The sequence below is a fragment of the Arsenophonus nasoniae genome (assembly GCF_004768525.1).
GTDB classification, from domain to species: domain Bacteria; phylum Pseudomonadota; class Gammaproteobacteria; order Enterobacterales; family Enterobacteriaceae; genus Arsenophonus; species Arsenophonus nasoniae.
In genome coordinates this window covers 3,282,472-3,298,112 of record NZ_CP038613.1, presented here as the reverse complement: position 1 = coordinate 3,298,112, position 15,641 = coordinate 3,282,472, and the positions used below count along the sequence as shown (strand labels likewise).

7 protein-coding genes, 2 tRNA genes, 3 rRNA genes and 2 pseudogenes are annotated in these 15,641 nt (G+C 41.6%); 12 read left to right on the top strand and 2 right to left on the bottom strand.

Features of this window, described 5'->3' with window-relative positions; genetic code table 11:
- Positions 1–26: 26 nt before the first annotated feature.
- Positions 27–1,424, bottom strand: a complete 1,398-nt coding sequence (sthA, locus tag ArsFIN_RS16700) for a Si-specific NAD(P)(+) transhydrogenase (protein WP_026823340.1) — start codon at positions 1,422–1,424, stop codon at positions 27–29.
- Positions 1,425–1,636: 212 nt separating this feature from the next.
- Between sthA and fabR the strand changes: the two genes are divergently transcribed.
- On the top strand, positions 1,637–2,278 hold the full coding sequence (gene fabR / locus ArsFIN_RS16695; protein ID WP_026823339.1) for an HTH-type transcriptional repressor FabR: 642 nt from the start codon (positions 1,637–1,639) through the stop codon (positions 2,276–2,278).
- 221 nt (positions 2,279–2,499) lie between these two features.
- Here fabR and trmA read toward each other — a convergent pair whose 3' ends face one another.
- Positions 2,500–3,603, bottom strand: a complete 1,104-nt coding sequence (trmA, locus tag ArsFIN_RS16690) for a tRNA (uridine(54)-C5)-methyltransferase TrmA (RefSeq protein WP_026823338.1) — start codon at positions 3,601–3,603, stop codon at positions 2,500–2,502.
- Between the two features lie 338 nt (positions 3,604–3,941).
- On the opposite strand from trmA, the gene murI reads away from it, so the two are divergent.
- The 11 genes and pseudogenes from murI to ArsFIN_RS16635 all read left to right on the top strand — a co-directional run.
- Positions 3,942–4,781: a glutamate racemase gene (gene murI / locus ArsFIN_RS16685; protein WP_026823337.1), complete on the top strand. Its 840-nt coding sequence runs from the start codon at positions 3,942–3,944 to the stop codon at positions 4,779–4,781.
- A gap of 420 nt (positions 4,782–5,201) precedes the next feature.
- Positions 5,202–6,743, top strand: a 16S ribosomal RNA gene (locus ArsFIN_RS16680).
- A 66-nt stretch (positions 6,744–6,809) separates the two neighbouring features.
- A tRNA-Ile gene (locus ArsFIN_RS16675) sits at positions 6,810–6,886 on the top strand.
- A gap of 57 nt (positions 6,887–6,943) precedes the next feature.
- Positions 6,944–7,019 (top strand) — tRNA-Ala (locus ArsFIN_RS16670).
- Between the two features lie 345 nt (positions 7,020–7,364).
- Positions 7,365–10,440 (top strand): 23S ribosomal RNA (locus ArsFIN_RS16665).
- Positions 10,441–10,629: 189 nt separating this feature from the next.
- A 5S ribosomal RNA gene (gene rrf, locus ArsFIN_RS16660) occupies positions 10,630–10,745 on the top strand.
- Together the 16S, 23S and 5S rRNA genes with 2 tRNA genes alongside form the textbook arrangement of a ribosomal RNA operon.
- A 344-nt stretch (positions 10,746–11,089) precedes the next feature.
- The gene (locus tag ArsFIN_RS16655) at positions 11,090–11,431 is read left to right on the top strand and encodes a glycosyltransferase (RefSeq protein WP_135678016.1); all 342 of its coding nucleotides are present in this window, start codon (positions 11,090–11,092) and stop codon (positions 11,429–11,431) included.
- A gap of 46 nt (positions 11,432–11,477) precedes the next feature.
- Positions 11,478–12,520 (top strand): annotated as a pseudogene (gene istA, locus ArsFIN_RS16650) (IS21 family transposase).
- Complete coding sequence (gene istB / locus ArsFIN_RS16645) at positions 12,507–13,268, top strand: IS21-like element helper ATPase IstB (protein WP_135677409.1); 762 nt, start codon at positions 12,507–12,509, stop codon at positions 13,266–13,268. The pseudogene istA and the gene istB overlap by 14 nt, the downstream one beginning before the upstream one ends.
- Before the next feature lie 72 nt (positions 13,269–13,340).
- On the top strand, positions 13,341–14,033 hold the full coding sequence (locus ArsFIN_RS16640; RefSeq protein WP_034250375.1) for a glycosyltransferase family protein: 693 nt from the start codon (positions 13,341–13,343) through the stop codon (positions 14,031–14,033).
- A gap of 407 nt (positions 14,034–14,440) precedes the next feature.
- Positions 14,441–15,490, top strand: a pseudogene (locus tag ArsFIN_RS16635) (Na/Pi cotransporter family protein); the annotation flags it as partial.
- Between the last annotated feature and the right edge of the window lie 151 nt (positions 15,491–15,641).

The window sequence follows — 15,641 nt, the reverse complement described above, 5'->3', positions numbered from 1 at the left end:
TACTTCTAACATTGGGTTCTATTTGGTTAAAACAGACGGTTTAATCCATTTAGCGCAGCAACCCGAAATGCTTCTGCCATAGTTGGATAATTGAAGGTGGTATTAACGAAATATTCAATAGTATTACCTTCACCTTTTTGCTCCATAATTGCCTGTCCAATATGAATAATTTCTGCTGCACGCTCCCCGAAGCAGTGAATACCTAAAATTTTTAATGTTTCGCGATGAAATAGAATTTTTAAACTGCCTACATTCATCCCTGCTATCTGCGCTCTGGCTAAGTGTTTAAATTGGGCGCGCACGACTTCATACGGAATTTTCATGGCAGTCAATTGTTGTTCGGTTTTACCGACAGAACTGATTTCAGGAATGGTGTAGATCCCGGTTGGAATATCCTCAATTAAATGAGTATCACCGTGACCTGTTGTTATTGCACGGGCTGCGAGACGACCTTGATCATAAGCCGCTGAAGCTAAACTGGGATAACCAATAACATCGCCGACAGCATAGATATTTTCATTATGAGTACGATAGGTAGCGTCAACTTTAATCAGACCTCGATTATCAATAGGAATAGCGATATTTTCTAAATTTAGATTATCAGTATTTCCGGTACGGCCATTAGCATATAATAGACAATCGGCTTTGACCTTTTTACCAGATTTCAGATGAATAATTACGCCATCATCTGTTCCTTCAACTTTTTCATATTCTTCATTATGGCGAATAACAACACCATTATTCCAAAAATGGTATGATAAAGCATCTGACATTTCTTGGTCTAGAAACGAGAGAAGGTGATCACGGGTATTAATAAGATCAACTTTTACCCCTAACCCTCTAAAAATTGAAGCATATTCACAGCCAATTACTCCTGCACCATAAATAATAACATGTCGGGGTTCATGATTGAGTGTTAAAATCGAATCGCTATTGTAAATGCGTGAATGCTGAAAATCGACATCAGGTGGACAATAAGGACGAGAGCCGGTTGCGATAATAATTTTTTCAGCATATAGCGTATCGTCAGTACCATCATTATAAAGAACTTTTACGGTATGTTCGTCAATGAAAGAGGCTTCACCAGCAAACATATTACAGCCATTCCGTTCGTAAAATCCTTGTCGCATATGTGTTTGTTGATTGATTACGGTTTCGGCTTGTTTAAGAATGTCGGAGAAAGAAGAGCGCAGAAGACGAGACTTATCGCTGTATAATGGGTTTTGATTAAATTCGATAATTCGGCTGACCGCGTGCCGAAGCGCTTTAGAGGGAATTGTTCCCCAGTGGGTACAACCACCGCCAATTTTATTATAACGTTCAATAACGGCAACTTTTTTCCCTTGTTTTACCAACCCCATTGCTGCGCCTTCTCCCCCGGGGCCGGAACCAATAACGATAGTATCAAATTGAATCTGTGGCATTCGGTATAACCTATTATTATGTAAATACGAGTAGACAAATCACATTAACATTATCTTCTTTAATCATGCTTAAATATAAGATTCAGGCTTTACATTTTAATAAATAAACAGAAATTCCTTATATACTAGTTAAACTTAAGAACACTGCAAATCTGTTAAAATTTGGTATAGTGGTCTAGTTGCATTATTATCGAAGAGGTATATTAATTACTGTGAGTAATATTACAGGCATTAGAGCAAAGCAGAAAGAAAAAACGCGTCGTTCTCTGATAGAAGCGGCTTTTAGTCAATTGAGTGCTGAGCGTAGCTTTACTAGTCTCAGCTTACGTGAAGTTGCGCGAGAAGCAGGTATTGCACCCACTTCTTTTTATCGACATTTTCGTGATGTTGATGAATTAGGATTGACCATGGTTGATGAAAGCGGGCTTATGCTCCGTCAATTAATGCGTCAAGCTCGACAGCGTATTGCAAAAGGTGGTAGCGTCATTCGAACATCTGTTGCTACTTTTATGGAATTTATTGGTAATAATCCGAATGCCTTTCGGTTATTGCTGCGTGAACGTTCAGGCACATCTGCTGAGTTTCGTGCTGCAGTTGCCAGAGAAATTCAGCATTTTATTGCTGAATTGGCCGATTACTTGCAACAAGAAAGTAACATGCCTCGGTATTTTACTGAAATACAAGCAGAAGCCATGGTTACTATTGTATTTAGTGCGGGGGCTGAAGCATTAGATATTGATCAGGAAAAAAGACAACTTTTGGAAGAGCGGTTAGTTTTACAACTTAGAATGATCGCTAGAGGCGCCTATTATTGGTATCGTCGCGAACAGGAAAAACATAATATCAAATTATAAATAATTTTTTGCAGTAAATCCCAAATTGCAACTATTTATTATTATTTTCTATATTAGCTTTTTAAATGGCTTTTAATATTATAAGTATTAGAAAAATATTATTTATATCAATATTATTTAATATTTATTCTAACAGTAAAATAATATTAGCCATCGCTAGATAGATTCTTTGCTGTTATGACTTATAAAACGCCATATTTTTAATGGCGTTTTTCTCTCATTTAAATATCTTTATTCTCAAGTAAAACTCCACATTCAATATGGTGGGTATAAGGAAATTGATCAAATAATGCTAATCGATGAATTTTATGGGTTTTATTAAGTATATTTAGATTGTGACAAAGTGTATTGGGATTACAGGATATATAAAGAATACGTGGATATTTTTGTACTAATGCAACTGTTTTTTCATCTAAACCACAACGAGGTGGATCAATCAAAATTGTGTTACATTTATAACTCATTAAATCAACACCTTCCAGGCGTCTAAACTGACGTTCACCTTGTATTGCTTGGGTGAAATCTTCTGCTGACATTCGAATAATTTTTACATTATTAATTTTATTAGCTTCAATATTATATTGAGCAGCAGCTACTGATGGTTTGGCAATCTCGGTTGCCAGTATACGATTAAAATTTTGCGCTAGTGCGATAGAAAAATTACCGTTTCCACAATAAAGCTCAAGTAAATCTCCTTTTGCGTTTTTAGTGCAATCAATTGCCCATTCTAACATTTTGATATTTATTCCGGCATTGGGTTGGGTAAAACTATTTTCAATTTGGCGATAAATAATTGACTTACCAGCAATAGGTAATACCTCATCAATATGATCCTGTTCTAATATAATTTTTGTTTTTGCTGCGCGTCCAATTAGCTGTATATCAAAACCTTGATTAATTAAAGCGATACGTAATTGTTTAGCTTGCTCAATCCATTCCTCATTCAATTTTTTGTGGTAAATTAACGAAACAATAATCTTATTACTTAATGTTGATAAATAATCTACTTGGAAGAGTTTATAACGTAAAACAGATTTACTTTTAATTAGGGGAATTAAGGCAACCATCATTTGATTAATTAATTTACAAGCGATAGGTAATTGATCAATTCTTATACGTTGTTTAGTCGTTTGATCAAACATTATATGAAATAAATCTTGCCCTTCATGCCAGAGGCGAAATTCAGCACGCATTCTATAGTAGGAAAAATCAGAACGAAAAATTTCTGGCTTAGGTGCATTATAAGGCAGCATAATACTGTTTAAATATTTGATTTTTTCAGTTAACTGCGAGTTGTATTGGGTAATTGATAGATTATTTAGCATGTATTCAGATTCATATTATAAAAAATTTTCTATCGTGTGATTGTAGGGAAAGAGAAAGAGATGTCTAGCTTTGATGCACGATTTATGAATCGTAGTTAAAATAGTTTTTCTAAGCTTATTTTTCCAACATTGATAGTAAGAGTCGTAAAATTTTAGGCCATCGATATTGGACGATAATGCAAAAATAAAAATAAGTTATAATATTGTCTTAAAACAAGCGGGCAGTTATTACAACTGCACATGGATTTATTCAATCTAATATTACTGTATAATTACTCATGACTATTTTTACTAACAATTCTCTTATCAGCATATTGTTCATTATTGTGACGAAATGAATGAAAAATAAAATAAAAAAAGTAACCTCTGCTCAGTTGAAAACGGCTCGGCCAACTATTCTAATTTTTGATTCTGGTGTTGGTGGCTTATCTGTTTACCGTGAAGTCAGACAATTATTGCCAGATCTACACTATATTTATGCTTTTGATAATGATGCTTTTCCTTATGGAGAGAAGAGTGCCGAATTTATTATTGAACGTATTATTCGCTTCATCGATCAAATTCAACAAAAACACGCATTGGCAATAGCAATTATTGCTTGTAATACTGCCAGTACGGTCAGTCTACCTATTTTAAGAGCACATTTTCAATTTCCAATTATAGGCGTTGTTCCCGCGATAAAACCAGCAACTAAATTAACACGTAATGGTATTATTGGACTATTAGCAACCAAGGCCACTGTTAGTGGAAACTATACTAGAGAGCTTATCGACCGATTTGCTGTTGATTGTAAAGTTGAGATGATTGCTTCGTCAGAATTAGTCGAATTAGCAGAAAAAAAACTTCATGGCCAAATAATCTCAACAGAAACATTAGTGCGCATTGTAAAACCGTGGTTAAAAATGAAAGAACCCCCTGACACCATTGTGCTCGGTTGTACACATTTCCCATTATTATCGGCAGAACTAAAAGAAGTGTTGTTTGACGGAACCAGACTCATTGATTCTGGCGCAGCAATTGCTAGACGAGCGGTTTGGTTAATCAATAATCATCCAGATCTGATTTTAACAAAAAATAAAAATATCGCCTATTGCACTAGAATGGATGTTGAAGCTGAAAAGCTTATCCCTGTATTGATGAATGAAGGTTTCAATCAGTTAGAAAAAATTTCTATTTAAGCCTATTTGTCGAAATATAAACCAATTAGACAATTTTTTTTAAATAACGGTTGCCAGCGGCGTAAAACCGCCTATAATGCGCTCCCACTGGTCGAGAATAAACAATTATATTTTTAATCAGTAATAAAAAAGAAAAGTAGAAATAACTACTTGACTTTACAGGTGAAAAGCGTAGTATACGCCACCTCGCGACTCCAGTCGCACGCTCTTTAACAATTAATCAGACAATCTGTGTGGGCACTCGCAAGACATCATCAAAAACTATTTGAAGATTAAGTCTTAAAGAGTGACAAACAGTTAATTCATATATGAACTAATAAGCAGTAACGTTATTTTAGCCAACGGCGAAGGCAATAAAAGGCCAACAAAGTGGCAAAAAAGCGTTACGGCCAGTAAAACATTCTTTGAGCATCAAACTTTTAATTGAAGAGTTTGATCATGGCTCAGATTGAACGCTGGCGGCAGGCCTAACACATGCAAGTCGAGCGGCAGCGGGAGAAAGCTTGCTTTCTTGCCGGCGAGCGGCGGACGGGTGAGTAAGGTATGGGGATCTGGCCGAAGGCGGGGGATAACCACTGGAAACGGTGGCTAATACCGCATAATCTCTAAGGAGCAAAGTGGGGGACCTTCTGGCCTCACACCTTCGGATGAACCCATATGAGATTAGCTAGTAGGTGGGGTAAAGGCTCACCTAGGCGACGATCTCTAGCTGGTCTGAGAGGATGATCAGCCACACTGGGACTGAGACACGGCCCAGACTCCTACGGGAGGCAGCAGTGGGGAATATTGCACAATGGGCGCAAGCCTGATGCAGCCATGCCGCGTGTATGAAGAAGGCCTTCGGGTTGTAAAGTACTTTCAGTCGTGAGGAAGGTGTTAAGGTTAATAAGCTTAGCAATTGACGTTAGCGACAGAAGAAGCACCGGCTAACTCCGTGCCAGCAGCCGCGGTAATACGGAGGGTGCGAGCGTTAATCGGAATTACTGGGCGTAAAGGGCACGCAGGCGGTTAATTAAGTTGGATGTGAAATCCCCGGGCTTAACCTGGGAATGGCATTCAAGACTGGTTAGCTAGAGTCTTGTAGAGGGGGGTAGAATTCCATGTGTAGCGGTGAAATGCGTAGAGATGTGGAGGAATACCGGTGGCGAAGGCGGCCCCCTGGACAAAGACTGACGCTCATGTGCGAAAGCGTGGGGAGCAAACAGGATTAGATACCCTGGTAGTCCACGCTGTAAACGATGTCGATTTGGAGGTTGTGGTCAAGAACTGTGGCCTCCGGAGCTAACGCGTTAAATCGACCGCCTGGGGAGTACGGCCGCAAGGTTAAAACTCAAATGAATTGACGGGGGCCCGCACAAGCGGTGGAGCATGTGGTTTAATTCGATGCAACGCGAAGAACCTTACCTACTCTTGACATCCAGAGAAGCTTTTAGAGATAGAGGCGTGCCTTCGGGAACTTTGAGACAGGTGCTGCATGGCTGTCGTCAGCTCGTGTTGTGAAATGTTGGGTTAAGTCCCGCAACGAGCGCAACCCTTATCCTTTGTTGCCAGCGATACGGTCGGGAACTCAAAGGAGACTGCCGGTGATAAACCGGAGGAAGGTGGGGATGACGTCAAGTCATCATGGCCCTTACGAGTAGGGCTACACACGTGCTACAATGGCGTATACAGAGAGAGGCGAGCCTGCGAGGGGAAGCGGAACTCAGAAAGTACGTCGAAGTCCGGATTGGAGTCTGCAACTCGACTCCATGAAGTCGGAATCGCTAGTAATCGCGGATCAGCATGTCGCGGTGAATACGTTCCCGGGCCTTGTACACACCGCCCGTCACACCATGGGAGTGGGTTGCAAAAGAAGTAGGTAGCTTAACCTTCGGGATGGCGCTTACCACTTTGTGATTCATGACTGGGGTGAAGTCGTAACAAGGTAACCGTAGGGGAACCTGCGGTTGGATCACCTCCTTACCGAGATAGATGGAATGTGAGTGTTCACACAGATTGTCTGATGAAGATTGAGCTGAAGGTATCATTAGGCTTGTAGCTCAGGTGGTTAGAGCGCACCCCTGATAAGGGTGAGGTCGGTGGTTCAAGTCCACTCAGGCCTACCAACATTGCTTGCTGACAGGCGAAGTTAGCGGGAAGGAGTAATGATACGATATCTTAATGGGGCTATAGCTCAGCTGGGAGAGCGCCTGCTTTGCACGCAGGAGGTCAGCGGTTCGATCCCGCTTAGCTCCACCATATTGCAAGATAAAAAATAGATAAAAGGTTATTCAGAGCAGGCTGGCAACAGTATGCTGCGAATAATAATGCTCTTTAACAATCTGGAACAAGCTAAAAATTGAAACACACATTATTGAGAAAAATAATGTGGAGAACTCTCAAAACTCCAACGCGAAGTGTATTCGCTGTCAGGAAGGCAGGCGTTATGAGCGAGCAGTCAGGAATTCGAGGCGGCCAGCGCGCAGTCAGCGCAGCGTACAAAAAGTACGTGAGCATGGTGAGCACTGCCCAACAAAGAATTGCTGCACGCGCAGCCATAACCTATCAGAACGACAGTGAAATAAAGACACCTTCGGGTTGTGAGGTTAAGCGAATGAAGCGTACACGGTGGATGCCTAGGCAGTCAGAGGCGATGAAGGACGTGCTAATCTGCGAAAAGCGTCGGTAAGCTGATATGAAGCGTTATAGCCGGCGATGTCCGAATGGGAAAACCCAGTGCATTAATGCACTATCGTTTGATGAATTCATAGTCAAACGAGGCGAACCGGGGGAACTGAAACATCTCAGTACCCCGAGGAAAAGAAATCAACCGAGATTCCCCTAGTAGCGGCGAGCGAACGGGGAGTAGCCCAGAGTCAGCATCGATATTAGCATCAGGAGAAGGGTCTGGAAAGGCCAGCCATAAAGGGTGATAGCCCCGTATCCGAAGGTGTTAGTATCGTGAGCTCGAAGAGTAGGGCGGGACACGTGTTATCCTGTCTGAATAAGGGGGGACCATCCTCCAAGGCTAAATACTCCTGACTGACCGATAGTGAACCAGTACCGTGAGGGAAAGGCGAAAAGAACCCCGGCGAGGGGAGTGAAAGAGAACCTGAAACCGTGTACGTACAAGCAGTGGGAGCCCCATCACTCAAGTGCCTCGGCAGTTGGGTGATGGTATACCATCACAATAACAGCGCAGGCTTTGCCAACAAGGTTGTTCGGTTTTTTCAAGCCGCAGCGCAGTGTAGCTAGAAGTACACGAGCAGCGGAAGTTAAAAAAGCGGGCAAGATTGGCCGCAAAGACAAGCGGGACATTTGAGGATGGGGTGACTGCGTACCTTTTGTATAATGGGTCAGCGACTTATATTCTGTAGCAAGGTTAACCGTATAGGGGAGCCGTAGGGAAACCGAGTCTTAACTGGGCGTCAAGTTGCAGGGTATAGACCCGAAACCCGGTGATCTAGCCATGGGCAGGTTGAAGGTTGGGTAACACTAACTGGAGGACCGAACCGACTAATGTTGAAAAATTAGCGGATGACTTGTGGCTGGGGGTGAAAGGCCAATCAAACCGGGAGATAGCTGGTTCTCCCCGAAAGCTATTTAGGTAGCGCCTCGTGAATTCATCTTCGGGGGTAGAGCACTGTTTCGGCTAGGGGGTCATCCCGACTTACCAACCCGATGCAAACTCCGAATACCGAAGAATGTCATCACGGGAGACACACGGCGGGTGCTAACGTCCGTCGTGAAGAGGGAAACAACCCAGACCGCCAGCTAAGGTCCCCAAGTCATGGTTAAGTGGGAAACGAAGTGGGAAGGCTTAGACAGCCAGGATGTTGGCTTAGAAGCAGCCATCATTTAAAGAAAGCGTAATAGCTCACTGGTCGAGTCGGCCTGCGCGGAAGATGTAACGGGGCTAAACCATGCACCGAAGCTGCGGCAGCAACAGCAATGTTGTTGGGTAGGGGAGCGTTCTGTAAGCCGTTGAAGGTGGACTGAGAGGTCTGCTGGAGGTATCAGAAGTGCGAATGCTGACATAAGTAACGATAAAGCGGGTGAAAAACCCGCTCGCCGAAAGACCAAGGGTTCCTGTCCAACGTTAATCGGGGCAGGGTAAGTCGACCCCTAAGGCGAGGCTGAAAAGCGTAGTCGATGGGAAACGGGTTAATATTCCCGTACTAAGGGTTACTGCGAAGTGGGGACGGAGAAGGCTAGGCTATCCGGGCGACGGTTGTCCCGGTTTAAGCGTGTAGGTGGGTCGTGCAGGCAAATCCGTACGACTATAACACTGAGGCGTGATGACGAGCCACCAAGGTGGTGAAGTAGTTGATGCCCAGCTTCCAGGAAAAGCCGCTAAGCGATAGGTAATCCTTAATCGTACCCCAAACCGACACAGGTGGTTAGGTAGAGAATACTCAGGCGCTTGAGAGAACTCGGGTGAAGGAACTAGGCAAAATGGTGCCGTAACTTCGGGAGAAGGCACGCTGGCGTTAGGTGAAATGGTTAACCCATGGAGCTGAAGCCAGTCGCAGATACCAGCTGGCTGCAACTGTTTATTAAAAACACAGCACTGTGCAAACACGAAAGTGGACGTATACGGTGTGACGCCTGCCCGGTGCTGGAAGGTTAATTGATGGGGTAAGCCGTAAGGCGAAGCTCTTGATCGAAGCCCCAGTAAACGGCGGCCGTAACTATAACGGTCCTAAGGTAGCGAAATTCCTTGTCGGGTAAGTTCCGACCTGCACGAATGGCGTAATGATGGCTAGGCTGTCTCCACCCGAGACTCAGTGAAATTGAACTCGCTGTGAAGATGCAGTGTACCCGCGGCAAGACGGAAAGACCCCGTGAACCTTTACTATAGCTTGACACTGAACATTGAGCCTTGATGTGTAGGATAGGTGGGAGGCTAAGAAGTGTGGACGCCAGTTCGCATGGAGCCAACGTTGAAATACCACCCTTTAATGTTTGATGTTCTAACTTAGGTCCGTTATCCGGGCTGAGGACAGTGTCTGGTGGGTAGTTTGACTGGGGCGGTCTCCTCCCAAAGTGTAACGGAGGAGCACGAAGGTTGGCTAATCACGGTCGGACATCGTGAGGTTAGTGCAAAGGCATAAGCCAGCTTGACTGCGAGCGTGACGGCGCGAGCAGGTACGAAAGTAGGTCTTAGTGATCCGGTGGTTCTGAATGGAAGGGCCATCGCTCAACGGATAAAAGGTACTCCGGGGATAACAGGCTGATACCGCCCAAGAGTTCATATCGACGGCGGTGTTTGGCACCTCGATGTCGGCTCATCACATCCTGGGGCTGAAGTAGGTCCCAAGGGTATGGCTGTTCGCCATTTAAAGTGGTACGCGAGCTGGGTTTAGAACGTCGTGAGACAGTTCGGTCCCTATCTGTCGTGGGCGAAGGAAGATTGAGGGGGGCTGCTCCTAGTACGAGAGGACCGGAGTGGACGCACCACTGGTGTACAGGTTGTCATGCCAATGGCATCGCCTGGTAGCTAAGTGCGGAAGAGATAACCGCTGAAAGCATCTAAGCGGGAAACTTGCCTCAAGATGAGTCTTCCCTGACAGTAATGTCCTATAAGGGGTGTTCGAGACGAGGACGTAGATAGGCTGGGTGTGTAAGCGTAGCGATACGTTGAGCTAACCAGTACTAATGACCCGAGAGGCTTAACCTGACAACACCGAAGGTGTTTTGAGAAGAGAGAAGAATTTTAGCTTGTTCAAGAGTCTATCCTGACGAGATATTACGCGAAGGAGCGTGAACTGGCGCTGTTGATGGTGAGCACCTACTGAGGTAGGCGAGTGAGCCGAAAGGCTAGCCGAGATGGCAGCGTACTGAAACGGGATAGGTAAAAAAGAATTTGTCTGGCGGCAATAGCGCGGTGGTCCCACCTGACCCCATGCCGAACTCAGAAGTGAAATGCCGTAGCGCCGATGGTAGTGTGGGGTCTCCCCATGTGAGAGTAGGGAGCTGCCAGACTTTAATTATGTTAAGAAAGCCACCTAAGGGTGGCTTTTTGACGTTTTATTGTTTGATTTTATAACGCTTATCTATTCCCTGTATATCTACACTAATAGATTATATAATTAATATATATGAATTGAGTTTTGATATATATTCTGATAATCATAATTTATATTAACTTTAATATTTACATTAATAGATAATTAATTATTAAAATTATCTTATGGTATATTTATTTGATATTAGTAATATTATTATTCTATTTTTTTTACAAAATTGAGTGCCTAAACATTTATCTATTGAATATTTGATATAAAATTAAATAACCGTAATAAAAGGATAGTGATTAAGGTAAACATATGTTAGCTGAACCGATGCTAAGTATTGTTGTTGCTGTATTTAATGGCGAACCATTCTTACCAAAATTTTTTAATTGCCTTGAGCAACAAAAACTAGAAAATTGGGAGCTTATTTTAGTCAATGATGGTTCAACGGATAATAGCGCTTTATTATTAGAGGAATGTAGAGAGCGCTTCCCAAATACTAAAATTTTACATCAGCAAAATCTCGGGGTATCTGTCGCGCGAAATGTAGGAATGAATATGGCGACAGGTAAATATATAACTTTTCCTGATATTGACGATATCATTCATTTAGGGTGTCACCGATCATGCAAAACTGATCCACTAACGATCATCTAAAACTGATCCACTTGGTATTATTCGCACATTTTTGTACGGATAATTTATGTTAACCAAGGAGATATTTGTGGATATTCATGTTCGCTTTGCACAAGGACAAAGCCTTCGAAAAATTGCCAGTGAGTTGGGTATATCCCGTAACACCGTAAAACATCATTTACAACAACAGACAATGCCAACTTATGCTAAAAGAAGTCAACAACCGACTAAATTATCCCCCTTTAAACCTTATTTGCTTCAGCGAATTGAACTGGCTAAACCTGATTGGATCCCTGCAACAGTCTTATTTGATGAGGTAGTTGAAAACGGCTATCAAGGTGGTATTGCTCAATTACGCCGATTTGTTTGTCAATTTAAACCAAGCATTGTTCCCGAAGTAGTCGTCCGTTTTGAAACACAGCCAGGTCAACAAATGCAAATCGACTTCACCAGCATCCGGCGAGGTAAAAAATCGCTGAAAGCGTTTGTTGCAACGCTAGGCTATTCGCGTGCGAGTTATGTAAAGTTCTTTGATAATGAACGAGCAGAATCGTGGCAGCAAGGTTTAAGAGAAGCTTTCGACTACTTTGGTGGTGTACCACAGGAAGTATTGTGTGATAACGCAAAATCCCTCATCATCGAACGGGATGCTTATGCAGAAGGTGATCACAAAGTACATGTCGAAATGCTTCAAATGTCGAAAGATTACGGGTTTAAATTGAAGGCTTGCAAGCCCTACAGGGCAAAAAACGAAAGGGAAAGTAGAGCGCTTTAACCACTATTTAAAAAACAGCTTTATCGTGCCATTAAACACCGACCTTCGTGCTCATAATCTTGAACTGGATATTGAAATAGCTAATGCAAAAGTGGGTCCATGGTTACAACGCGTTGCCCATCAGCGAATTCATGGAACAACGTTAGAGAAGCCAGCAGATAGATTAGCTAAGGAAGTTAAGTCTCTTCTACCCTTACCAGCAAGGGTTTGCCAATCTATCCCACAGACTAATACGCTTAATATCCCCTATCGTACCGCCCCTTGAATCTGTCAGTTTGCAACACTCAATCAGCGTATACGAAGCATTACTGGGAGGTGAACATGTTATTGCATGAACAAATTGAACACCTGTGTGAGTCATTGAAATTAAATTCTATTCCGACTCATTGGTCATCACTTGCCGAAAAATGCATTGCCCAAGACAAAAGCTACGGAGAGTTTTTACTGTCCCTGTTAAAATGTGAGCAACAACAACGAGATGAACGAACTCGTAATCTTTTGAGTCGGATGGCAGGATTCCCAGCACATAAAGAACTTAATACGTTCGATTTTAAGTTTGCAACGGGGATCCCCAAACAACACATACAGGAATTAAGCGCATTAACGTTTATTGAACGTAATGAAAATGTCGTGTTGCTTGGCCCAAGCGGTGTAGGCAAAACGCATTTAGCTATTGGGTTAGGATTAAAAGCAGTACAGGCCAAGAAGAAAACCCGCTTTACCACGGCAGCTGAACTGATGTTGCAACTCTCAACTGCCAAACGACAAAATAAGCTCAAACAATATCTATCACGTTCGGTGATGGCCCCGAAGTTGTTGATTATCGATGAGATTGGATACCTGCCGTTTGGGCGAGAAGAAGCAAACCTGTTTTTCAATGTGATTGCCAAGCGTTATGAGCATGGCAGTGTCATATTGACGAGTAACCTATCATTTGGGCAATGGCCAAGTGCTTTTGCTGATGACGCAACATTAACTGCCGCTATGCTTGATCGTTTACTTCATCATTCGCATGTACTGCAATTAAGCGGTGAAAGCTACCGATTGAAAGATAAGCGGCGCTCAGGAGCAATAACTGAGTAAAACAGTGGATCAATTTTGATTGATCGGATTTAGATAAAAAGTGGATCAGTTTTCGGTGATCGTTGACAAGGGATGTATAACCGTTTATTAACGTTGGCAAAGTTGGGTAATTTGGATGTTGCTATGTGTAATGGTACTTATGTTTATATGGATGGCTCACCCTCTAAATTAATTTTTCCTTTAAAAAAGGTTCCATCGACTGACATAATTTTAGGAACTGAATGGTTACAAAAAGGTTTAAGTTCAGGTAAGTTTTTACACGTTACTTGGCTTAATATTTATAAGTTAAGTTTTATTCGTGAACATCAGTATCAGTTTGAACCGCAACTACATCATCAAGATATTCCTTGGACAACAGAAATATTGCTTAATGCAAAACGCGTGCAGTTTATTAATGAATCTTATTATGATTATTTTATTCATAATAAATCAGTTTCTCATTCATTATGTGGCGATGCTTTACGCGTGCGTAAGGTTAATACTTATTTAAAAATTATTGATATGTTAATGGATATTTATAAAAAATATCCTAATGCGGTAAATCAAACTCCCGCTTGTTGGTGGCAGATAGGAAAGGAAGGCTTTGGTGTTGTATTGTCTATTCAAGCAATTGAATCACCAAAAATTAAATATGAGATGGTTAAGCGTTTTTTTGACGAGGGATACTGGCAAATTACTTGGCAAAATGCGACAACTTTAAAATTAAAATGGCGACTGAGTCGGCGTTATTTAAAACTAAAATCGTTGCTTAAATATCAATCGTAATGATAGTTAAAAAAAAATTTTGCTAATGAGAAAATAGCACTAGACTCATTATTATATTGAGAAATAAGCGAGTGATATTGTAATTAAACTATACCAGCGTTTACAGTTCTTACTCGACAAATGTGATGGGTTTAATAGATCAAATTGTTTTTTTCTTTATAATGAAATATTCTATGGATATTAAATAAATTTCCCAAGTAATGGATAATGTTTGCCACTGTTTGTTTAAACAAGCAGTGGTAATTTTTTGTATTCGCGTTAAAAGAAAATTGATATTATTTTTTTTAAAATAAAAAATAACATTTTCTAGTAAATAATTTAAATAAAGCGATAAAATGGTGGTAAATGCTAATATAGAAGAGGCAATATTAATATAATGAGTTATAGAAAAATAGCATGGATAATTAATGTTAACATTACTTGAATTATTATCATCTGTGGCTTTATTGGTGTGGGGCACGTATATTGTCCGAACTGGTGTTATGCGGGTTTTCGGTACCGATCTACGCCGAATATTAGGCCAAAGTATCGGTAAAAAATCGCGCGCATTTTTAGCGGGTATTGCTGTTACTGCTTTAGTTCAAAGTAGTAATGCGACGGCACTATTGGTTACTTCATTTGTAACACAAGGTTTAATTTCTATCACACCAGCTATGGTTATTATGTTGGGTGCAGACGTCGGTACCGCAATGATGGCTCGGGTGTTAACTTTTGATTTGGCATGGTTATCACCCCTATTGATTTTGTTTGGTGTGATTACTTTTCTTAGCGAGAAAAAAAATCGGGTTGGTCAATTAGGGCGAGCTGCGATAGGCCTAGGACTCATTTTATTAGCTTTACAGCTTATTGTTAGTTCAGCAACGCTGATTACTCATGCATCCGCTATCCAAGCAATTTTTACTTCATTACAAGGTGATATTATCTTAGCAGTATTCGTCGGTGCTGTATTTTCTATGCTCACCTATTCTAGTTTGGCGGCGGTTTTGTTAACAGCAACGTTAAGTATGGCAGGACTCGTTCCGCTTTATATTAGCCTATCGATTGTTATTGGTTCAAATATCGGTAGTGGTTTATTAGCTATGATTGGCAGTAGTCGGCAAAGCGGATCAGCACGGCAGGTAGCTTTAGGCAGTTTGTTATTCAAACTCATTGGCGCAATAGTGGTTTTACCCTGGATTAAACAGTTAGCCGATTGGATAGATAATTATAATTTTAATCCGTCTGAAATCGTGATCTATTTTCATGTGTTTTATAATTTACTGCGCTGCTTAATGATGTTGCCATTTGTCAAATTGATGTCGGGTTTATGTCAACGTCTTATCCCCATTTCGTCTGTAGAGGTTGAGATTTTTTCCCCCCGTTATTTGGACAAAGCAGCGTTGGAAACACCTTCATTAGCCATTGCTAATGCGGTAAGAGAAACACTGCGCATGGGAGATATCGTTGAGCAAATGGTTCATGGTTAGGAAATTGAATCGCTTTTAAAGTGAGTAGCAAAAGCCATCCCTTATTGCAAAAAGGAGATGGGGATCGATTTATTGTGTTTAGTGCCAGTTAACATTTCCTCAGAGAGTGTAATTTCTAACCTGATTTCCTTATTTTAGACAC

Bases quoted from the DNA above. Each gene is read 5' to 3' on its own strand.
- sthA (WP_026823340.1), bottom strand. From the start codon at position 1,424: ATGCCACAGATTCAATTTGATACTATCGTTATTGGTTCCGGCCCCGGG.
- trmA (WP_026823338.1), bottom strand. From the start codon at position 3,603: ATGCTAAATAATCTATCAATTACCCAATACAACTCGCAGTTAACTGAA.
- murI (WP_026823337.1), top strand. From the start codon at position 3,942: ATGAAAAATAAAATAAAAAAAGTAACCTCTGCTCAGTTGAAAACGGCT.
- ArsFIN_RS16655 (WP_135678016.1), top strand. From the start codon at position 11,090: ATGTTAGCTGAACCGATGCTAAGTATTGTTGTTGCTGTATTTAATGGC.
- istB (WP_135677409.1), top strand. From the start codon at position 12,507: ATGTTATTGCATGAACAAATTGAACACCTGTGTGAGTCATTGAAATTA.
- ArsFIN_RS16640 (WP_034250375.1), top strand. From the start codon at position 13,341: ATGTATAACCGTTTATTAACGTTGGCAAAGTTGGGTAATTTGGATGTT.